The sequence below is a fragment of the Vibrio sp. B183 genome, assembly GCF_000740665.1.
Classification (GTDB): domain Bacteria; phylum Pseudomonadota; class Gammaproteobacteria; order Enterobacterales; family Vibrionaceae; genus Vibrio; species Vibrio coralliilyticus.
In genome coordinates, this window is sequence record NZ_JPQB01000013.1 from 1 (window position 1) to 20,623 (window position 20,623).

Genomic DNA, 20,623 nt, shown 5'->3' on the forward strand with positions numbered 1-20,623 from the left:
AGCTCTTTGCCTAAATTTCCTTTCAGAATCTTTAGTCGATATTTAGGTGTCCAAACAATATGATATTGGCACCGATGATAAACGTGTGAAGCGGATTCATATCTGCTCATGTTCGTTATTTCCTTCATTTGTTGGTTGCAAACGAGGACATCTTGAACATGAGCGTTCTTCGGGCAAAGCCCAAAAGAACGATCACCACCTTCTAAAGAAGGTGGTTTAGGGCTAGAAAATAAAAACAGCTCCATGATGGAGCTGTTTTTTTATGTGTATATGGTAACGAGCATGACTGTTCTCACTATTTGTCACAAATATTAGCCAATATCTGCTTCTTTGTTGAACTTAATCACACTTTTAGGTAGCATTCGCCGACTCGATCTGAATCATTCGCTTGGTTTTCAGTGCTCTTTTACATCGCATTTTGCTCACATGAAAACTAAGCCAGAACCTATACTTAAATCTGTCGTTCTCTGGTATTCAGAATAACCGTAAACATTTAGCATAACTGAGCAAGCATGTTTGAATTCCCTCAATTTTCGAAACACTCTGTAAAAAATGACGTGTTATCAGGCCTGACCGTTGCACTTGCATTGGTTCCTGAAGCCGTTGCCTTTGCCTTCGTGGCTGGTGTCGACCCTATGGTTGGCCTGTATGCAGCATTTATTGTCGGCCTAATTACTTCCATTTTTGGTGGCCGCCCAGGTATGATCTCTGGTGCAACAGGTGCAATGGCAGTCGTAATGGTGTCGCTAGTCGCATCACACGGTGTCCAGTACCTTTTTGCTGCCATCTTACTTGCCGGTATCCTTCAGGTAGCTGCTGGTCTATTTAAGTTAGGTAAGTTCATCCGCATAGTGCCGCATCCAGTTATGATTGGCTTCGTTAACGGTCTAGCGATTGTGATTTTCCTAGCTCAGCTTGGTCAGTTCAAAGCGCCAGACATTAACGGCATGCTAACTTGGTTACCTCAAGATCAAATGATGCTGATGCTGGGTTTAGTAGCGCTAACCATGGCTATTATTCACTTCCTGCCAAAATTCACTACCGCCGTACCATCATCCTTGGTAGCGATCGTCACAGTGACAGCTTTGGTAGTAGGCTTAGATCTGGAAACACGTACAGTTGTCGATTTCCTACGTACAATGTCTGGTGATGATGCAGCAACACTGGCAGGCTCACTACCAACGTTCTCTGTCCCAGCAGTACCGTTAACACTGGAAACACTACAAATCATCCTCCCGTACGCTATCATTCTTGCGGCGATTGGTCTGATTGAATCTCTGCTAACACTGACTGTTCTGGACGAAATGACAAACACTCGTGGTCAGTCTAACCGTGAATGTATCGGTCAGGGCATGGCAAACATGACGTGTTCAGTGTTTGGCGCTATGGGTGGCTGTGCGATGATTGGTCAGTCGATGATCAACGTTAACTCAGGTGGTCGTGGTCGTTTGTCAGGCATTGTTGCTGCTTCTGCACTGCTGATATTTATCCTGTTCGCTTCTTCACTTATCGAAATGATCCCACTAGCCGCACTAGTCGGTGTGATGTTCATGGTGGTTATCGGTACTTTTGAGTGGGCAACATTCAAACTGGCTCGTCGCGTACCAAAACAAGACTTCTTTGTAATTGTACTCGTAACGGTCGTAACGGTAATGACCGACCTTGCTATTGCCGTCTTCGTTGGTGTTATTGCCTCTGCTCTGATGTTTGCTTGGCAACACGCTAAACACATCTATGCCGATACAAGTATCAACGCAGAAGGTTCTAAAGAGTACAAAATTCACGGCCCGGTATTCTTTGGTTCTGTAGCGAACTTCCTTGAGATTTTCGATGCTCATGAAGACCCAAGCGATGTTATCGTCGATTTCGCTGATTCACGTGTAACCGACCACTCAGCTATCGAAGCTATCGAAACACTGGCTGAGCGCTACTCTGCTCAGGGTAAAACGCTTCACCTACGCCACTTAAGCCCAGATTGTCGTAAGCTTCTAGACAAAGCAGGCAGCTTGGTAGAGATTAACGTCAAAGAAGACCCAAGCTACAAAGTCGCAACCGACGTACTAGCGGGTTAAGCAGACGAAAAAAGGGCTTCCATTTGGAAGCCCTTTTTATTTATCGCTAATACTTACAACAACTTATTGAGTTTTTCACCCATCAGTTCCAAACGCCAGCTTTGCATCACATCCGGTAATATTGATGGATCACGATCTTTTTTCCATACCCAGCTAATCAACTGATTCAATTGTTTCTTGGACGCCAAAAACTCCGTCGCCAACCCAGAAGCCTGAGAGGCTTTTTTCACTTCATCCTTAAGGGTTTTAAACTTCTGCTTGTAGCCTGGCATATCCATCAAACGCTCAATTTTAGCCGGATACTCATCTACAGGCGTCATTTTGGCTGATTTAACAATCGAGATGATACGTGCGCTGTGGCGTTGCACAGAACGAATATCTAATCCTTCCTGCTCCATTCTTTGTTTGTTCTGTAAGCCTAAACGAGCAATAGTAAGTAGATCATGTTCTTTAAAGACGAAATTCAGTGCTAGGTCACGGCGAATCGCCTCTTTGAAGCGCCAAGTGGCAAGCGGCTTTAATAAAGCTAACTCACTCGGTTTCAGTTGCCAAGCGCCCTTAACATCTAGGTAGGCTTTTTCAGGATCAAGTGACTTGATACGCTTGGTAGCCAGTAAATCACTTTCCTGCTGAGCCGCTTCCCACCAGCCAGCCTGAGTAATTTCTTCAAGCAGCTTTTCATACAATGGCAATAGATAGTGGACATCTGCGGCCGCGTAGTCGAGCTGTTTATCCGTTAGCGGTCTAGCAAGCCAGTCTGTACGAGATTCACTTTTATCCAGTTCTACGCCAAGATAAGACTCAACCAAAGAAGCAAAGCCCGTTGACAATCCGTGGCCCAAGAATGCCGCCATCAGTTGGGTATCCACCATCGGGTAAGGCAGACAACCAAAGCTGTTGTTAAACACTTCTAAGTCTTCACCGCACGCGTGTAAAACCTTTAATACTGATGTGTCCTTGAGAAGGTGGACAAACGCCGTCATATCATCAATAACTGTTGGATCAATCAGAGAAAGTGTTTCACCATCAAATAACTGAATAAGACCAAGCTGAGGGTAGTAGGTTCGTGTTCGGACAAACTCGGTATCAAGCATGACGACATCTGCATTTCTAGCTTGTTCACACACTTTTTCTAGCTGGTCTGGGCGGGTAATGATTTGATAATTCACAAAGCTCTCACTGTGACTGATGGGGTCTGCAAATAAAAATGCCGACTGGTATTAGTCGGCATTTTAACACTAAACACTTGGTTCTGCTTATTTTTAACTTTATCTAGCCTTTGCTAAGTTTGCATCATTCTCTTCACGCAGAACACGGCGTAGTATCTTACCGACATTGGTTTTCGGTAATTCATCTTTGAATTCAACTAGCTTAGGCACTTTATAGCCCGTTAGGTGTTGGCGACAGTGAGCAATGAGCTCGTCTTTCGTCAGGCTTGGGTCTCGCTTAACCACATAGATTTTCACGAGCTCACCCGACACTTCATGCGGCTGACCAATGGCTGCAACTTCCAGAACTTTACCGTGCAGTGCCACCACATCTTCAATCTCATTTGGGTACACATTAAAGCCGGAAACCAGAATCATGTCTTTCTTGCGATCCACAATGTGAATCAACCCATCATCATCAAACTTAACGATATCGCCCGTAGACAGCCATCCTTCACCATTGATGACTTCTTTACTGGCTTCTGGTCGTTGCCAGTAACCTTGCATCACTTGAGGGCCACGAACCTGCAGTTCTCCAACTTCAGTATTCGGTACTGGATTCCCTTCATCATCAACAATACGAACTTCAGTGGAAGGGACAGGCAAACCAATCGCGCCTGTGTATTCGGTAAGGTCGTATGGGTTAACCGTTACCAAAGGAGAACACTCGGTTAGACCGTAACCTTCTAATAAGTGTACACCTGTTGTCTTCTTCCATTGTTCAGCAACGGCACGTTGAACGGCCATACCGCCACCTACCGCTAACTTCAGATTGCTGAAGTCCAGCTCGTGGAAATCTTCATTATTGACCAAAGCATTGAACAGCGTGTTTACGCCGGTAATTGCAGTGAACGGACACTTTTGTAGCTCTTTGACAAAACCTGGGATATCTCTCGGGTTAGTGATCAACAGGTTACGTCCCCCCAGTTCAAGGAACAATAAGCAGTTCACCGTCAAAGCAAATACGTGGTAAAGAGGCAACGCGGTCACAACCACTTCTCGGCCTTCTTTTAGTACCGGCCCGTACATTCCTTTGGCCTGCAAAATGTTTGCAATCATATTGCTATGAGTCAGGATAGCCCCTTTCGCAACCCCTGTCGTACCGCCAGTATACTGAAGGAAAGCAATATCATCGTCAGACATAAAAGGCTTAACGTATTGCAAGCGTCGACCTTTATGCAGCGCCTTACGCATTGAAATCGCCCCTGGTAGGTCGTACTTAGGCACCATTCCTTTCACGTACTTAACCACGAAGTCGACCAATGTGCCTTTTGCGCGCGGAAGCATCTGACCTAAGCTGGTCAGTACAACATGCTTAACAGGAGTATTGTCTACGATTTGCTCTAATGTGTTAGCAAAGTTAGATACGATCACAATCGCTTTCGCACCAGAGTCATTTAGCTGATGTTCAAGCTCACGTGGCGTGTATAGAGGATTCACATTAACAGCGATCAGCCCTGCTCTCAGCACACCAAACAGTGCAACTGGGTATTGTAGAAGGTTTGGCATCATCAAAGCGACGCGATCACCCTTTTCCAGCTTAAGTTCGTTCTGTAGGTAAGCAGCGAAAGCGCGGCTACGCTCTTCAAGCTTACGAAATGTCATTACCGAGCCCATGTTCATAAAGGCAGGCTGATCAGCATATTTTTGTACTGACTGCTCAAACATTTCCACCAATGACGGATATTGATCAGGGTTGATATGCTCAGGCACATCACTTGGATAGCGTGATAACCAAGGTTTATCCACGGTAATACTCCTCGAATTAAGCTGACTGTTGTCGACGAAACGCCGTGTTTTTACTGACGACTATTACAACACAGGCAAAGGGGTTGAGCACGAAAGACTCAAACACTTGTTTAAATTTTGTTAACTAAGCCAAAAATTAGGTTAGATACTCTAGAAGGGACTTGTAGATGGCAGTGATGTCCACCCTCAACCGTAAAAATTTCGGCCGGATTAGGAGTGTTATCCTGTGTTTTCTGCAAGTGGGAGAAACCTTGTTCGCCTAGCACAACAATCTGCGGACAGGTGATCTGTCGGCTGATTGATTGTGCATGCTCAAATGACATGCGATACAAAGACTGGCTTTGTAATTTCTCATCATGACGCCATATCCAACCATCATTGGTCTTTAGCAATCCTCGCTGGACGATGGGTCTGATAAGGTCAGAAGCAATTTGATTAACCTTAGCCCTGACATCAACAGCAGTGGCATCAGACTCAAATGCTCTAGTTGGTTTGCTACGAATTCTATGACGACTCAAAACGCCTTCTCTCAAACGAGAAACCGTTTCGCTCTCTTCTTCCGCCAAAGGCCCGTGCCCTTCTATCTGAACCAATCCACTGATCTGTTCAGGAAAGGCGGCACTATAGCAACTTGCAATCAAAGCACCAAGAGAATGACCAACCAACACCAGTCTGTTTGGCGATAAGTTAGCCAAAAACTGATAAACATCGTCAATATAGTCATGAAATGGGTAGAAATTACTGCCTGACTTATGACTAGAATAACCATGACCGGGCAGGTCAATAGCGCACAAGTGCAGTGAAGGGGCGGATTGATGCAGCTCTTGCATCAAGGATTCAAAGCTGGCGGCATTGTCCAACCAGCCATGAAGGAAAACGATAGAGCAGTCTGCTGTCTGGCTATAACCGTATTCGATTGCGGCTAGGTGACCATCGGCTAAGGGGTAACGTGTGTCTCTACAGGTCATTTGACTTCTTGAATCACCTTGCCCTGCCTGGTACCTCGGGTGAGGTCACGACAATACAAACTGCGGCAAGGGTACATTGATGGCCCAAAGTCATCGTGCACAATCACACGCTCTTCAATTCGCCAAAGATGATAACTCTTGATCTTCATGACTGGAAAATCATAGCTATATTCACCCACTTTGGCAGCTTCAGTGCCACTGCTATCACCGAGCAAGGTAATCAATCGCCCTTCTGACAGCGTTACTGGGTCGGCGAAACCGGTGATGTAGCCTACGAATCGGCCTTGAGGTTCTTGGTCAATATCAGGCTTACCATTGGAACTGATGGGTAAATTAACGACTTCCACTCGCGTCTTGTCTTTCAGGTTAGTCACACTGGCAATCACACCACCCAATCGCAACTCTTGCTTTTTGGCTGCTGAAGCTTGCCAGCCGGAGTAATCCGTTTGTAGGTCTGGGTTATCTGACGCGAGGTTTTCTGGAAGAGTACTGCACGCGGTAAGTGCAACAAGCACACTGGCCATAGAAACAAGTTTAAAAACACGTGGCATCATAAGGACTTACCAAAAAGGGTTATATATAAATATCGACACCTAACAGCTGCGATAGTTCATCACGCTTAGACTGATTCATCACATTCATATACTCTTCCATCGCTTTGCGGCCCTGCCCTTCAGGCAAGTCGTATTGCACTTGAGCTTTATGAATGTCTGACTCATTTACGTGACGGATAGAATGCGCCACCGCGTTGGCGACTTTGGATGGCTGGCCAACGGATGACTTCTCCTGAGATTTTTTTACCTCATTCTTTTTTCCGGTTTTATTGGCCTTATTCGGTCCCGGAACCGAAGGAGGCAATCCATTAATCGAAACCATACTATCCGTCTAATTACACCTTATTCTCTGCCTGGCAACTTCTTCCATGCTACGGTATCACGCAGATACACAGGGCTGGCATCCTCCACCGTCACGGTGTTGCCCTGCTCCAATTCGAATTTCGCCAGTGCGACGATATCTTCCGCATCAGGGAAAAGAACCTCTCCCGCCGCGACTTCAAATTTCAGCCCAGCTAGCGCTTCCTGATACGCTTCCCAACCCGTTCCTGCAGTCAACCAGCGTTGTTCATCACTTTGGCTATTTTCAGCCAAAACCGCAGGAGGAATAACACATTCGGCATCAGTAGCCATCCAAGTGCCATCTTCTTGACGCGAAAAACGACCCCAGTAGACTTCGCTCATTCGCGCGTCAATCGCACACGCCACGTGGCTTACACCGTGTTTACGGTAACTACCTTGAGCCATTGCTTGCAATGTTGAAACACCAATCATAGGCAGGTCAGCACCAAACGCTAAACCCTGTGCAATACCAATGCCAATGCGGACACCTGTAAAGCTACCCGGTCCACGACCAAACGCGAGCGCGTCGAGTTCAGCCAGAGTGATCCCCGCTTCTTTCAGCACTTCATCTACCATAGGGAGAATTTTTTTGGTGTGGTCTCGCGGTGCTACTTCACTGCGAACATAGATCTGATCATTAACTAGCAATGCAACAGAGCAGTTCTCTGTTGCCGTGTCTAAGGCAAGAATTTTTGCGCTCATTGAATTCTCTGATTATTCGGTTGTTTCTGAAATTTGTTTAAGGAAATCCTGCACTAACTCTAAATCCCGAGTTCGGGGAATTGGAGGTAAGCTGGCAAGGAATACGCCGCCATATTCGCGCGTTACTAATCGATTATCACAAATGATCAGCGCACCTTTGTCCTTCTTATCTCGGATTAAGCGACCAACCCCCTGCTTGAGGGTAATCACAGCATCCGGTATCTGGACCTGAGAAAATGGATCCCCGCCTTTAAGCTGGCAATCTTCTATCCGCGCCTTAAGCAACGGATCATCAGGTGCAGTGAAAGGTAATTTGTCGATAATAACACAGCTCAGGGTGTCACCTCTAACATCAATCCCTTCCCAAAATGCTCCGGTCGCCACCAGCAAAGCATTACCCAGCTCCATAAACTCTGCCAGTGTTTTTTGTTTACTGGTTTCCCCTTGCAGCAGCACCGGAATACTCAAGCACTCACGGAACCTTTCACCAAGCTCTCGCATCATGCTATGAGAGGTACAAAGGAAAAAACAGCGACCCTGATTTTGTTCAATCAAAGGGCTGAGCATGCGAACAAGCTTATCCGCCATCCCCGGACTATTCGGCTCAGGAAGATAACGCGGAACGCATAGCATTGCCTGACTTTGATAATCAAATGGGCTTGGCAAAGACATTTCCGTCTGAGGTTTTAGACCCAGCCGAGAAGTAAAGTGTCCGAAATCCCCTTTTACCCCCAGAGTTGCAGAAGTAAATATCCACGCCCCTTGCTTTAGCTCGATCTGTTCTTGAAACTTATCTGATACCGAAAGCGGGGTGATATGAAGACTAAAATGACGCGGGGTCGTATCGTACCAATAGGAGTATCCCGTGATAGAAACTTCGCAAATCCGTTCAAGCCTTGCTTGAATCGTGCTGGCACGCTCATACGCCGTATCCAACAGTTGGCTTCGGCCCAGCGCTAATTTGAGCACTTCGAGACAAAAATCCAGCGACTCACGTAATCTTTCTAATTCTCTGGCAATTGAGGGAGACTGAATCGCTTCACGCCAGTTGCCTCGGAAACCTGGTTCGCCGAGAGCAATTCTTAAATCCATCGCACTTTGCAGCAATTTCTCACTGATCTTCTGCAATTGGCGCATGTCTTTAGCTTCGGTGCGATAGCCAATTTCAATATCTTTGGAAAGCTCCTGTATCTGACGACTGGACAGAGACTGACCAAAATACTGGCTGGCAATATCAGGTAGCTGGTGAGCTTCGTCGAAGATAAACACTTCCGCTTCTGGTATCAGTTCCCCAAACCCCGTTTCTTTTATCGCTAAATCTGCCAAAAACAGGTGATGATTGACGACCACAACATCCGCATCCATCGCTTTTTTGCGAGCCTTAAGAACAAAGCAATCTTGATAACTTGGGCACTCTTTACCTAAGCAATTGTCGTTGGTTGAAGTGATCGTTGGGATCACTGGGCTGTCTTCAGCGATTTCGTCACAGTCGCCTAAATCCCCACTTTTGGTCTCGCTCGCCCATGAGCGCACTTTAACCAACTGGCTAAGCAGTGTTGGATCCGCATGATGTCCATGACTCTCTACCATTTGGCGGCTAAGGCGATCTAAACACAAATAGTTTGCTCGGCCTTTAAGTAACGCCACTTGCCCGTAAAAGCCCAAGGCATCGGTCATTAAAGGTAAATCACGATGGAACAACTGTTCCTGCAGGTTTTTCGAGCCCGTGCTGATGATGGTTTTTTTGCCACTCAGTAAAGCTGGAACCAAATAAGCGAAGGTTTTCCCCGTTCCGGTTCCTGCTTCAATGACCACTTGCTGGTCGCTTTTTATCGCTTTAACCACAGATTCAGCCATATCTAGCTGAGCCTGTCGTGGTTGGAACCCAGGAATCGCTTTACCTAGAGCACCATCTGCTGAGAACGTTTTAGAGATCATCAAAGGCTGTAATTTGAGTTGAACAAGATTAGGAACGAGGGATTATGGCAGGTTTAAAGACCTGGCGCGAATGCAAATCTGATCCGCGCCGATAGGTCACTTTATTTATGAGTAAATTGTGTTAACGACGGTTGAGATAACGCGATAGCCAAGCGGGACCAGCAAACTCATTCTGACTATCCATCATGGCTCGAGCTGCTTCACTGGGCGACGCTTTGTTTTCCCACATTTCATTGAGAAGCTCTTCATTGATTTCGTGGTCACCTAGTAGCGCACTGACTCTTTCGGAATACAACTTACGTGCTAGTAGATCTTTATCCATACGTACCACCTGTCGGGCTAAAATCTGACAATTTTTAAACAAATTCGCCGAGCTAATCGGTTAACTCGGATTAATTGTTGAAACCATCTTGATATTAGTTTAATTGTAGCTTCCATATTGTGGGGCGCTTCACCGTTCAACGCCCGGCAAAAATTTCAGAATACGAAAAAAATAATTCACGGAAGTTTTAACCCAATGGAAAAGAAAACACTGCTCACTCATTGTACAGATGCACCTGGCTTGATTTCTAAGATCACCAATATCTGTTACAAGCACCAACTCAACATCATCCACAATAATGAATTTGTCGATAATACTAGCGGCCATTTCTTCATGCGTACTGAGCTGGAAGGTTACTTCAATGATCAAACCTTCCTTGCCGATCTCGACCAGGCTCTGCCTCAAGGCGCTAAACGAAAGTTGATTGGCCCAAACCGTAAACGCATTGTCATTCTCGTCACCAAAGAAGCGCACTGTATTGGTGATATCCTAATGAAAAACTACGACGGCAGTCTGGATGTCGATATTGCGGCAGTGGTGGGCAACTACGATACGCTACAGAGCCTGACTGAAAAGTTTGATATTCCATATCATCATGTGTCTCACGAAGGGCTAAACCGTGAAGAACATGAACAGAAGATGCTTGAAGTCATCGATCAGTACAATGCGGACTATCTGGTTCTGGCTAAATACATGCGCGTACTAACACCATCATTCGTCGAAAAGTATCACCATAAGATCATTAATATCCACCATAGCTTCCTGCCCGCTTTCATTGGCGCGAAGCCTTACCAGCAAGCTTACGAGCGAGGCGTTAAGATCATTGGTGCAACAGCGCACTTCGTCACTAATGACCTCGACGAAGGGCCAATCATTAAGCAAGACGTGATTCCGGTCGATCATAACTTTAGCGCGAAAGATATGGCACAAGCAGGACGAGATGTTGAGAAGAATGTACTCAGCAAAGCACTCAATAAGGTGATAAACGACCACGTATTTGTCTATGGCAACAAGACTGTGATTCTTTAATCTTGTATCTAAATGCAAAAAGACCTCCCATTGGAGGTCTTTTTAATTTCAGGACTTTATTCGAACCTACTTAAAGCTTCGCAGCCAGTTCAACACCTTGTCTGATAGCACGAACAGCATCCAACTCACCGGCATGATCGGCGCCTCCTATGATATGAAGCTTGTCACCAAACTGCTGCCACTGGTCCTCAAAAGGTCTCACCGACTCCTGACCCGCACAGATGATTACTTTATCCACTTCAAGTAACTCAGATTTGCCATCATGGCTGATGTGCAGACCAGTATCATCAATCTTGTCGTAGCTAACACCACCCACCAGATTCACGCCACGCTTCTCAAGTGTACGTTTATGAATCCAACCCGTGGTTTTACCCGGCCCTTTACCGACTTTGCCCTTGCGGCGCTGCAGAACCCAAACATCTTTTTCGCTTAGGGATTCAGGATAAGGGTACAAACCGCCCGGATGCGCGATCTCTTTATCAATTCCCCACTCATGCAGCCAATCGTCTAAATTGTGACCAGCTGGCTCTGTCAGCATGGTTGCGACATCCACACCGATGCCACCCGCACCAACAATCGCAACTTTCTCACCAACGTAAGTTTTCTCTTTAATTAGCGTCTGATAATCAATCACTTTATCTGGGTTGTCGATCCCGTCAATCTTGACTTTACGCGGCTCCACGCCCGATGCCATGACTACTTCATCATACTCGGCCAATAGGTCAAAGTTGGCATCCGTTTCAAGATGTAGCTTCACGCCTGTTTCATCAATCTGATTGGCAAAATAACGAATGGTCTCGCGGAATTCCTCTTTACCCGGAATCTGCATGGCTAAGCGGAACTGCCCACCGATTCGGTCATTGCGCTCAAACAGATCAACATGGTGGCCTCGTTTCGCCAGAGTCGTCGCACATGAAAGGCCAGCTGGACCAGCTCCAACTACAGCGATATTCTTCGGCTTATCGGTAGGTGTAATTTTCAGTTCATCTTCACGACAGGCAAGCGGGTTGACCAGACAGCTCGCCCGTTTGCCTTTAAAGACATTATCCAGACACGCTTGGTTACAACCGATACAAGTATTAATCAAATGCGACTGTTTATTTTCAGCCTTAATGACAAAATGCGGATCGGCAAGGAAAGGTCTCGCCATGGACACCATGTCAGCGTGACCGCCCGAGAGAATACGCTCAGCTTCTTCTGGCGTATTGATACGGTTACAGGTGACAATCGGCACATTGACATGTGGGCGCACTTTTTCCGTCACCCAAGTAAAGGCTCCTCGCGGCACTTGAGTTGCGATAGTCGGGACTCTTGCTTCATGCCAGCCGATACCGGTATTAATAATGGTCACCCCAGCTTTCTCAAGCTCTTTTGCCAGAGTAATCACTTCATCAAACGTGCTGCCTTCCTCAACCAAGTCCAGCATAGAAAGGCGGAAGATGATGATAAACTCTTCACCCACTTCCTTACGAATTGCACGCACAACCTCTAATGGCATACGCATGCGGTTTTCGTAGCAACCGCCCCACTCGTCATAACGCATGTTGGTTCGTTTACAGATGAACTGGTTGATCAAATAACCTTCTGACCCCATCACCTCGACACCATCGTAGCCTGCTGATTGTGCCAGCTTGGCGCTGTTAGCAAATGCATCAATGGTTTTGTGGATCTGTCGAGTACTCATCTCACTTGGAGAGAAGCGAGCAATTGGTGCCTTTATGGCAGAAGAACTTTGCGAAAATGGGTGCATGGCGTAACGCCCTGCATGAAGAAGTTGTAAAGCGATTTTCCCGCCATGTTCGTGAACAGCTTCCGTCACGACTTTGTGCGCTTTGGCATGCTTGGATTTACTGAATTCCGCGCTAAATGGGTGCAAACGACCACGTAGGTTAGGCGAGAAACCACCGGTAACAATCAAACCAACACCACCTTTCGCGCGTTCAGCGTAAAAAGCAGCCAGTTTTCCGAGACCTTCTTTGTGTTCCTCCAGACCAGTGTGCATTGAGCCCATCAAGACTCGGTTTCTAATCTGAGTAAATCCTAGATCCAACGGCTTTAACAAGTTTGGGTACATGGCAGACATCACTTTGTTATTTTATTCTGGTCTGACCACAATACGGCGAGTTGTAATAAAAATCAAACAAGCGTTTACATTTTTGTAACACCGATCAATCTTGCTGTTGTTCAGATATACTAGTTTAAGTAGGATGTAACATATCTGTATTTATAAGGTCTTAGTTCGCTGAGACCTATACCTGTGCTAAAGCACAGCGGAGCCACAATGAAAAAAATATTTAAGTTTATTGGCCTGTTTTTTAAGGGCATTTGGAAACTCATTACTTTTATTCGTCTTGCCCTGGTTAATCTCTTCTTTCTTATCAGTATCGGGATTCTTTACTTCATCTACTCAGGAGTTGGATCTGTTGCACCAAATGAGACAAAAGAATCGGCTCTGATTCTCAACATCTCTGGCCCAATTGTTGAACAGTCTCGCTACGTCAACCCAATGGATTCTTTTACTGGTTCGCTATTTGGTCAGGATATACCAAGGGAAAACGTCTTATTTGATATCGTTGAGTCAATACGCCACGCCAAAGACGATCCTAAAATCACCGGTATTGTGCTGGCTCTACGCGATATGCCAGAAACCAACTTAACCAAACTGCGCTACATTGCTAAAGCTCTGAATGAGTTCAAGGCTTCAGGCAAGCCTATTTACGCCGCGGGAGAGTTCTATAACCAAAGCCAGTACTACCTAGCAAGTTACGCCGACAAGATTTACCTAGCTCCAGATGGTGCCGTGTTAATCAAAGGCTATAGCGCTTACTCGATGTACTACAAAACGCTGTTAGAAAAGCTTGATGTGAATACCCACGTTTTCCGCGTAGGCACCTATAAATCAGCCATTGAACCGTTTGTGCGTGACAACATGTCAGACGCGGCGAAAGAATCCGCGTCACGCTGGTTAGGTCAGCTATGGGGAGCCTATGTGGATGACGTTGCCACTAATCGTCAGGTATCCGCCAAAACGCTCAATCCAACCATGGAAGAGTTTTTAGGTTTATTAAAAGAGCAAGACGGCGACTTGGCTGCTTTGTCTTTGGAGCTGGGCTTAGTCGATGAGCTGGCGACCCGACAACAGGTACGTGCCGATTTGACCGAAGTGTTTGGTAGCAACGGAGAGGACAGCTACAACTACGTTGATTACTACGAATATCAAGCCACAATGAAGCCGAAATTCGATTTGTCACAAGACGACATTGCGATTGTTGTCGCTAGCGGCGCCATTATGGATGGTTCTCAACCGAGAGGCACAACCGGTGGTGATACCGTCGCTGCACTTTTACGTCAAGCGCGCAATGATGACAAAATCAAGGCCGTTGTTTTACGTGTAGATAGCCCAGGTGGTAGCGCATTCGCTTCTGAAGTGATTCGTAATGAAATCGAAGCACTGAAAGAAGCTGGCAAACCTGTGGTTGCGTCTATGTCGAGCTTAGCAGCATCCGGCGGTTACTGGATCTCGATGGGCGCAGATCGAATTGTTGCTCAGCCAACAACGTTAACTGGTTCAATCGGTATTTTCAGTGTGATCACAACGTTTGAAAAAGGCTTAAACAAACTCGGCGTCTACACTGATGGCGTCGGAACTTCCCCGTTCTCGGGCGTGGGCGTTACCACTGGCTTATCCGACGGTGCTGCAGATGCGTTCCAAATGGGGATTGAACACGGCTATCATCGCTTTATCGGCCTAGTCAGTGAAAGCCGTGAAATCCCATTGAAAGACATGGATAACATTGCTCAAGGCCGCGTATGGACGGGCCAAGATGCAGCGAAGTTGGGTCTGGTTGATAAAATGGGTGACTTTGACGACGCTGTGAAGATGGCTGCTGAGCTGGCAAAAGTCGAAGATTACAACCTGTACTGGGTAGAGGAGCCGCTATCGCCTGCTGAACAGTTCATCCAAGACTTCATGAATCAAGTAAAAGTCAATCTTGGTGTCGATGCCAGCGCATTGCTGCCTACCGCCCTACAGCCTGTGGCTGCACAAGTTGTTCAGGATGCTAGCCTGCTGGACAGTTTCAATGATCCAAAAGGCCAATATGCGTTCTGTTTAAACTGTCAGGTTCAGTAACGATTGAGCGACTGATTCACAAACTGGATTAAGTCTATCTGGGGTATTCCTGTGCGGGATGCCCCTTTTTATTGCTACTGATTGATATATAATCCCACGCTCTGTTCCCCCTACAATTAACTGGTTTCTAAGCAATGGCAAGAAAACACATTTATATCGCTTACACTGGCGGAACCATCGGCATGAAAAAGTCAGATGACCATGGTTACGTTCCAGTGGCTGGATTCATGGAAAAACAACTGGCTAGCATGCCAGAGTTCCAGCGCCCAGAAATGCCAGAATTCACTATTCACGAGTATGACCCTCTGATCGATTCATCCGATATGACGCCAAAGGACTGGCAGCAAATCGCAGATGATATTCGCGAGAATTACGACAAATACGATGGTTTCGTTATTCTGCATGGCACAGACACGATGGCGTATACTGCCTCGGCACTGTCTTTCATGCTGGAAAACCTCGGCAAACCTGTGATTGTGACGGGCTCACAAATCCCACTTGCGGAGCTACGTTCGGATGGCCAGGCCAACCTGCTTAACGCTCTGCACATTGCGGCCAACTACCCAATCAATGAAGTCACTCTGTTCTTCAACAACAAATTGATGCGTGGTAACCGCAGTACGAAATCACACGCAGACGGTTTCAATGCCTTTACTTCCCCGAACTTACCACCGCTACTAGAAGCGGGTATCAATATCCAGATCAGCAACGATATTGTGGTGGGTGAAAAACCAGAAGGCGAATTTAAGGTTCATGACATTACGCCTCAGCCAATTGGCGTGATCACCATGTACCCGGGCATCTCACACGAAGTGATACGCAATACGCTACTTCAGCCAGTCAACGCGATGATCCTACTGACCTTTGGTGTGGGTAATGCGCCGCAAAACCCAGAGCTACTCGCTCACCTTAAGGATGCTTCAGAGCGTGGTGTTATCGTGGTCAACCTAACTCAATGTTTAGCGGGTAAAGTCAACATGGGCGGTTATGCGACTGGCTGTGCACTGGCTGAAGCTGGTGTAATTAGTGGTTACGACATGACCCCAGAAGCTGCACTTGCCAAACTGCATTACCTCTTGAGTCAAAATCTGACTTACGAACAGGTCAAAGTCCAAATGCAGCAAGTACTGCGCGGTGAAATGTCGATATAACAACATATCTTCAAGAAATTTTACTGATAAAAAAGTCGACAATATGTCGACTTTTTCTTTTTAATTCAGTGCTCTGATGAGATTCGGCGAGCTTGTTCTGACTGAGGATTCAGTTCATCATACGCTTTTCAATCGCAATCCATTTCACCTTATGCACATCGATCATTCTATATGGGTTTGGCTACTATTCAGCGCTTCCATTCTTGCCGCGTTTCTTAAAGCGCCGAAAGCCTCATTGAGTTTGCTTGCAGCAACTCTCCTCGGTGGCTTGATAGCTGGTGTATTATCACCTCTAGGCTTGATACTCGTAGTTACCTTTCTAGCAGCTACTTACTACCTCAAAAACAAGTCCTCGCTACCACCAGAAATACTCTCAACCGTAGTCATCATTGGGAGCCTCGCACTCTTTCTACATTTGGTGCCTGGCTTTAGCAATCCGCAGGTACTTCAAAATGTGCAAGCTGGTCTTCTGAGTGCCGATTTCAGCATGTATTTGAACCTAGACAAACCACTGGCCTTCTTCGCCCTTCTTTTGGCCTTCCCTGCGTTGCTAGGTGAAAACCGCAAGATCAATTATCGAACCATGCTGTTGATATCAATCCCACTGTTCGCTTTACTGCCTATTGCGTCACTGCTAGGAGCAATCAAACCCGAGTTCTCTATCCCCAACTGGTGGTGGTTGTTCGCCTTTAACAATCTATTCTTCACCTGTGTCGCTGAAGAAGCCCTGTTCCGTGGTTTTATCCAACAAAAGTTAACGAATAAGTATGGTGCCTATATCGGCGTTGTAGTCGCGAGTCTGTTATTTGGATTGGCACACTTTGCAGGTGGTCCACTATTAATTGTTTTCGCGTCACTAGCTGGGCTTGGCTACGGCTTGATCTTCCATACAACAGGAAGATTATGGGCTGCAGTTTTGGTTCATTTTCTATTTAACTTCAGTCATTTGCTCTTTTATACCTACCCAATTCTTCGTGGATAATAAACAGATACAAAAAAGCCAGCTCACTTGAGCTGGCTTTTTGGTGTTTATTTGAGTTTAACCGATGTGCGTTGCGCCGCCCATGTACTTTTGCAGTACAGCAGGGATTGCGATACGGCCATCCGCTTCTTGATTGTTTTCAAGAATCGCAACCATAGTACGACCAACTGCTAGACCTGAGCCGTTTAGCGTGTGTACTAGCTCTGGCTTCTTCTCGCCCTTACGACGGAAGCGAGCTTGCATACGACGCGCTTGGAAATCCCAAGTGTTTGAACATGAGGAGATCTCACGGTACGTCTCTTGAGCAGGAACCCAAACTTCAAGGTCATAAGTTTTACGAGCACCAAAGCCCATGTCACCTGTACATAGAACCACTTTACGGTAAGGAAGCTCTAGAAGTTGTAGCACTTTCTCAGCATGGCCTGTTAGCTCTTCAAGTGCTGCCATTGACTCTTCTGGCTTAGTGATTTGTACTAGCTCAACTTTGTCGAACTGGTGCATACGAATAAGACCACGAGTATCACGACCGTAAGAACCTGCTTCAGAACGGAAGCAAGGGGTGTGTGCTGTCATCTTAATTGGCAGATCCGCTTCATCAACGATAGTGTCACGCACCATGTTGGTTACCGGTACTTCTGCTGTTGGGATAAGAGACAGTTTACGTGGTTCTTCATCATTCACTTTTTCAGTCAATGGCTCAGTATGGAACAGATCTTCACCAAACTTAGGTAACTGACCAGTACCAAACAAGCTGTCAGAATTCACTAGGTAAGGTACATACATTTCCGTATAGCCATGCTCTTCTGTATGAAGATCCAGCATGAACTGAGCAATTGCACGGTGTAGACGAGCAAATTGGCCTTTCATGATGATAAAGCGAGCGCCAGTGATCTTCGTTGCGCTAGCGAAATCTAGGCCATCGCCCATTTCACCTAGATCAACGTGATCTTTTACTTCAAAATCGTAAGACTTAGGCTCACCCCAACGAGAGATTTCAACGTTCTCGTTTTCATCTTTGCCATCTGGCACTTCATCGTCTGGCAGGTTTGGCACAGACAGCGTGATGTCTTCCAGTTTGTTCTGGATTTCCACCAGCTCAGCTTTTTTCGCTTCCAGATCGCTACCTAACGTACCGATCTGCTTTTTAATCTCTTCAGCACCTTCTTTGTCTCCAGCAGCCATTTTCTGACCAATTTGCTTGGAGATGGAGTTACGCGTGGATTGTAAATTTTCAACTTCTACTTGAATGGACTTACGTTGTTCTTCAAGTGTACGGATTGTCTCTACGTCTAGCTTAAAGCCACGACGCGCCAGTTTAGCAGCTGTTTCATCCAGCTCTGTACGAAGTAATTTAGAATCCAGCATTGTTAATCCTATGCTTTTTTGGTTGTGAAAGTGCGTCCAAACTTCATGCTCAAACGCTTTTATAATTAACCGAACAAATGTATCCAAAAAAGACGCTTATTCATAGCGCTTTTGTGGGCTTTTTGCATCTAAACTAGCCAAGTAATCTAACTTTTCGCCAATTTTCGCCTCTAAGCCTCGGTTTGTAGGAGAATAGTAACGAATCTCCCCCATTTCTGGTGGTAGATATTTCTCTCCAGCCGCGTAAGCACCGGGTTCGTCATGAGCGTAACGATATTCCGCTCCATAACCAAGATCTTTCATTAAACTTGTCGGTGCATTGCGAAGATGAGGTGGTACTTCGTACTCAGGTTGATTGTGAGCATCACGCAGGGCTTGTTTCCAAGCGGTATAAACCGCATTACTTTTAGGTGCACAAGCAAGATATACAATAGCCTGGGCAATGGCTCTTTCACCCTCAGCTGGTCCTACTCTGGTAAAGCAATCCCACGCTGACAACGCGACCTGCATTGCGCGCGGATCAGCATTACCGATGTCCTCAGATGCAATAGCTAACAATCGGCGTGCGATATACAGAGGGTCACAACCTGCGGCAATCATACGTGCTGACCAGTAAAGTGCGGCATCTGGATTCGAACCACGAATCGATTTATGCACTGCTGAGATCAAGTCGTACCAAATGTCTCCTTTGTTATCAAAGCGCGACACTTTTTCGCCAGCCACTTCAGCAAGGAGCTCTAACGTGATTTGCTTAACGCCCTTATCATCCTCTTGCGCCATGTCATACAGCAGCTCAAGATAGTTAAGTGACATACGAGCATCACCATTCACTAACTCAGATAAGCGATCCAATACGTTATCGGCGAAATGGGCTTCAAACTGACCTAAACCACGCTCGGCATCATTAATGGCTTGTTCTAGGGCCAGACGGATATCTTTCTGAGCCAAAGAGGTAAGCTTGTAGACCCGAGCCCGTGACAACAAAGCGTTGTTAAGCTCAAAAGATGGGTTCTCCGTCGTCGCACCAATAAAAGTCACGGTGCCATCTTCAATATGAGGGAGAAACGCGTCTTGTTGGGATTTGTTAAAGCGATGAACCTCATCAACAAACAAAATCGTTCTTCGACCTGTTAGTTTATTTTCACGAGCCTTATCAATCGCTGCACGAATGTCTTTGACGCCAGAGGTCACCGCTGAAACTCGCTCGACTTCCGCATTAGCATAATTTGCTGCAACTTCAGCCAGAGTTGTTTTTCCGGTTCCGGGTGGGCCCCAAAGAATCATCGAATGAACATGCCCTGCCTCCAGCGCACGGCGCAAGGGTTTACCTAGACCAAGAATATGTTGCTGACCGATGTATTGGTCTAGCGTTTCTGGGCGCATTCTAGCAGCAAGGGGACGAAAATCTTCGTCCCCTGAAAAGTCCAATGAATAGTTGCTCACTATTAATTCCTTTGGTCGTCGACCTCTACCCCTTCAGGAATGCTAAAGGTAAAGCGATCGGCACTTGGTTTAGCCAGTTTGATGTTATTAAACTTGAAGGTACTTTTTTGGCCATCTTGCTCTATAACACTAAAGCCTTTCACCGCACCTTTACCATCAATCTCTAGCTTAAACTGCCCCTGATTGGTGTCCACTGCGGTCGGTACCAGTGTAAACACATCGCCTTGTTGTGACACTTTGTAGTTTTCCCAATCGCTGGCGCGGTTGCGAGTCAGCAGAACAAAAGGGGTTTGCTCAGTAGCTTGCTCCTGCCAGTAAATACTAACTTGTTCGATGAAAGGGCTGTAATACCACAGAGATTCACCATCTGACACCAAGACATTCTCATCTGGTGACGTGGTAGTCCAACGGAACAAGCTTGGACGCGCAATTTCGACTTTGCCTTCACCTTCCGTCAACATTTCCCCTTCCGGGCTGATCAACTGCTGTGAAAAATCCGCACTAAACCCGTCAGTCAGTTGCAGTCGCTGGCTCAATTCATCTTTGGGCGCTGCGATGACGGAGAAGCTAAGGAAAAACAACGCGGCTAATTTCTTCATTCTTTATCATCCTATTTCGTCGCGAATACGACGTTATACCTCGGTTTCGATACTGTTTTGACCGGGT

Annotated in this window: 18 protein-coding genes; 5 read left to right on the forward strand and 13 right to left on the reverse strand. The window is 46.3% G+C overall.

Annotated elements, in window-relative coordinates; all coding sequences use genetic code 11:
• Positions 1-110: transposase (locus tag IX95_RS25915; protein ID WP_200876927.1), on the reverse strand; the 110-nt coding region annotated here is incomplete at its 3' end.
• 402 nt (positions 111-512) lie between these two features.
• On the opposite strand from IX95_RS25915, the gene IX95_RS13730 reads away from it, so the two are divergent.
• Positions 513-2,072, forward strand: coding sequence for a SulP family inorganic anion transporter (locus IX95_RS13730; RefSeq protein ID WP_019277913.1), 1,560 nt, complete (start codon positions 513-515; stop codon positions 2,070-2,072).
• Positions 2,073-2,125: 53 nt separating this feature from the next.
• Here IX95_RS13730 and rnd read toward each other — a convergent pair whose 3' ends face one another.
• The 8 genes from rnd to IX95_RS13770 all read right to left on the reverse strand — a co-directional run bounded on the left by rnd (position 2,126) and on the right by IX95_RS13770 (position 9,855).
• The gene (gene rnd, locus IX95_RS13735) at positions 2,126-3,241 is read right to left on the reverse strand and encodes a ribonuclease D (protein WP_021455307.1); all 1,116 of its coding nucleotides are present in this window, start codon (positions 3,239-3,241) and stop codon (positions 2,126-2,128) included.
• A 99-nt stretch (positions 3,242-3,340) separates the two neighbouring features.
• Entirely contained in the window at positions 3,341-5,029 is a 1,689-nt protein-coding gene (fadD, locus tag IX95_RS13740) for a long-chain-fatty-acid--CoA ligase FadD (RefSeq protein ID WP_038160962.1), read from the reverse strand.
• A gap of 110 nt (positions 5,030-5,139) precedes the next feature.
• Positions 5,140-5,997: an alpha/beta fold hydrolase gene (locus IX95_RS13745; RefSeq protein WP_038160964.1), complete on the reverse strand. Its 858-nt coding sequence runs from the start codon at positions 5,995-5,997 to the stop codon at positions 5,140-5,142.
• The gene (locus IX95_RS13750) at positions 5,994-6,551 is read right to left on the reverse strand and encodes a Slp family lipoprotein (protein WP_038160966.1); all 558 of its coding nucleotides are present in this window, start codon (positions 6,549-6,551) and stop codon (positions 5,994-5,996) included. The genes IX95_RS13745 and IX95_RS13750 overlap by 4 nt, the downstream gene beginning before the upstream one ends.
• A 19-nt stretch (positions 6,552-6,570) precedes the next feature.
• Complete coding sequence (locus tag IX95_RS13755) at positions 6,571-6,873, reverse strand: hypothetical protein (RefSeq protein WP_006959299.1); 303 nt, start codon at positions 6,871-6,873, stop codon at positions 6,571-6,573.
• Positions 6,874-6,893: 20 nt separating this feature from the next.
• Positions 6,894-7,595 (reverse strand): tRNA (adenosine(37)-N6)-threonylcarbamoyltransferase complex dimerization subunit type 1 TsaB, encoded by a 702-nt coding sequence (gene tsaB, locus IX95_RS13760; protein ID WP_038160968.1) that lies wholly within the window; start codon positions 7,593-7,595, stop codon positions 6,894-6,896.
• Between the two features lie 12 nt (positions 7,596-7,607).
• Complete coding sequence (locus IX95_RS13765; protein WP_038160970.1) at positions 7,608-9,533, reverse strand: ATP-dependent DNA helicase; 1,926 nt, start codon at positions 9,531-9,533, stop codon at positions 7,608-7,610.
• Between the two features lie 121 nt (positions 9,534-9,654).
• Entirely contained in the window at positions 9,655-9,855 is a 201-nt protein-coding gene (locus tag IX95_RS13770; RefSeq protein ID WP_006959302.1) for a hypothetical protein, read from the reverse strand.
• Positions 9,856-10,050: 195 nt separating this feature from the next.
• On the opposite strand from IX95_RS13770, the gene purU reads away from it, so the two are divergent.
• Positions 10,051-10,884, forward strand: a complete 834-nt coding sequence (gene purU, locus IX95_RS13775; RefSeq protein ID WP_006959303.1) for a formyltetrahydrofolate deformylase — start codon at positions 10,051-10,053, stop codon at positions 10,882-10,884.
• A 70-nt stretch (positions 10,885-10,954) separates the two neighbouring features.
• Here the strand turns inward: purU and IX95_RS13780 are convergent, their stop codons facing one another.
• Positions 10,955-12,958, reverse strand: a complete 2,004-nt coding sequence (locus IX95_RS13780) for an NADPH-dependent 2,4-dienoyl-CoA reductase (RefSeq protein ID WP_038160973.1) — start codon at positions 12,956-12,958, stop codon at positions 10,955-10,957.
• A 207-nt stretch (positions 12,959-13,165) separates the two neighbouring features.
• On the opposite strand from IX95_RS13780, the gene sppA reads away from it, so the two are divergent.
• The 3 genes from sppA to IX95_RS13795 all read left to right on the forward strand — a co-directional run bounded on the left by sppA (position 13,166) and on the right by IX95_RS13795 (position 17,149).
• Positions 13,166-15,016 carry a signal peptide peptidase SppA gene (gene sppA, locus IX95_RS13785; protein ID WP_038160975.1) on the forward strand — a complete coding sequence of 617 codons (1,851 nt, stop codon included), beginning with the start codon at positions 13,166-13,168 and terminating at the stop codon, positions 15,014-15,016.
• 134 nt (positions 15,017-15,150) lie between these two features.
• Positions 15,151-16,167, forward strand: a complete 1,017-nt coding sequence (ansA, locus tag IX95_RS13790) for an asparaginase (protein ID WP_006959306.1) — start codon at positions 15,151-15,153, stop codon at positions 16,165-16,167.
• 151 nt (positions 16,168-16,318) lie between these two features.
• Positions 16,319-17,149: a CPBP family intramembrane glutamic endopeptidase gene (locus IX95_RS13795; protein WP_038161270.1), complete on the forward strand. Its 831-nt coding sequence runs from the start codon at positions 16,319-16,321 to the stop codon at positions 17,147-17,149.
• Positions 17,150-17,206: 57 nt separating this feature from the next.
• Here the strand turns inward: IX95_RS13795 and serS are convergent, their stop codons facing one another.
• The 3 genes from serS to lolA form a co-directional block, all read right to left on the reverse strand.
• The gene (serS, locus tag IX95_RS13800; protein ID WP_006959308.1) at positions 17,207-18,514 is read right to left on the reverse strand and encodes a serine--tRNA ligase; all 1,308 of its coding nucleotides are present in this window, start codon (positions 18,512-18,514) and stop codon (positions 17,207-17,209) included.
• Between the two features lie 96 nt (positions 18,515-18,610).
• Positions 18,611-19,957, reverse strand: coding sequence for a replication-associated recombination protein A (locus IX95_RS13805; RefSeq protein ID WP_038160978.1), 1,347 nt, complete (start codon positions 19,955-19,957; stop codon positions 18,611-18,613).
• A gap of 2 nt (positions 19,958-19,959) precedes the next feature.
• Complete coding sequence (lolA, locus tag IX95_RS13810) at positions 19,960-20,556, reverse strand: outer membrane lipoprotein chaperone LolA (protein WP_038160981.1); 597 nt, start codon at positions 20,554-20,556, stop codon at positions 19,960-19,962.
• Positions 20,557-20,623 lie beyond the last annotated feature (67 nt).

Coding starts and splice junctions, on each gene's coding strand:
- IX95_RS13745 (WP_038160964.1), bottom strand. CDS start 5,997: ATGACCTGTAGAGACACACGTTACCCCTTAGCCGATGGTCACCTAGCC.
- purU (WP_006959303.1), top strand. CDS start 10,051: ATGGAAAAGAAAACACTGCTCACTCATTGTACAGATGCACCTGGCTTG.
- ansA (WP_006959306.1), top strand. CDS start 15,151: ATGGCAAGAAAACACATTTATATCGCTTACACTGGCGGAACCATCGGC.
- lolA (WP_038160981.1), bottom strand. CDS start 20,556: ATGAAGAAATTAGCCGCGTTGTTTTTCCTTAGCTTCTCCGTCATCGCA.
- IX95_RS13755 (WP_006959299.1), bottom strand. CDS start 6,873: ATGGTTTCGATTAATGGATTGCCTCCTTCGGTTCCGGGACCGAATAAG.
- IX95_RS13750 (WP_038160966.1), bottom strand. CDS start 6,551: ATGATGCCACGTGTTTTTAAACTTGTTTCTATGGCCAGTGTGCTTGTT.
- serS (WP_006959308.1), bottom strand. CDS start 18,514: ATGCTGGATTCTAAATTACTTCGTACAGAGCTGGATGAAACAGCTGCT.
- IX95_RS13765 (WP_038160970.1), bottom strand. CDS start 9,533: ATGATCTCTAAAACGTTCTCAGCAGATGGTGCTCTAGGTAAAGCGATT.
- IX95_RS13780 (WP_038160973.1), bottom strand. CDS start 12,958: ATGTACCCAAACTTGTTAAAGCCGTTGGATCTAGGATTTACTCAGATT.
- IX95_RS13770 (WP_006959302.1), bottom strand. CDS start 9,855: ATGGATAAAGATCTACTAGCACGTAAGTTGTATTCCGAAAGAGTCAGT.
- tsaB (WP_038160968.1), bottom strand. CDS start 7,595: ATGAGCGCAAAAATTCTTGCCTTAGACACGGCAACAGAGAACTGCTCT.
- IX95_RS13795 (WP_038161270.1), top strand. CDS start 16,319: ATGCACATCGATCATTCTATATGGGTTTGGCTACTATTCAGCGCTTCC.
- IX95_RS13730 (WP_019277913.1), top strand. CDS start 513: ATGTTTGAATTCCCTCAATTTTCGAAACACTCTGTAAAAAATGACGTG.
- sppA (WP_038160975.1), top strand. CDS start 13,166: ATGAAAAAAATATTTAAGTTTATTGGCCTGTTTTTTAAGGGCATTTGG.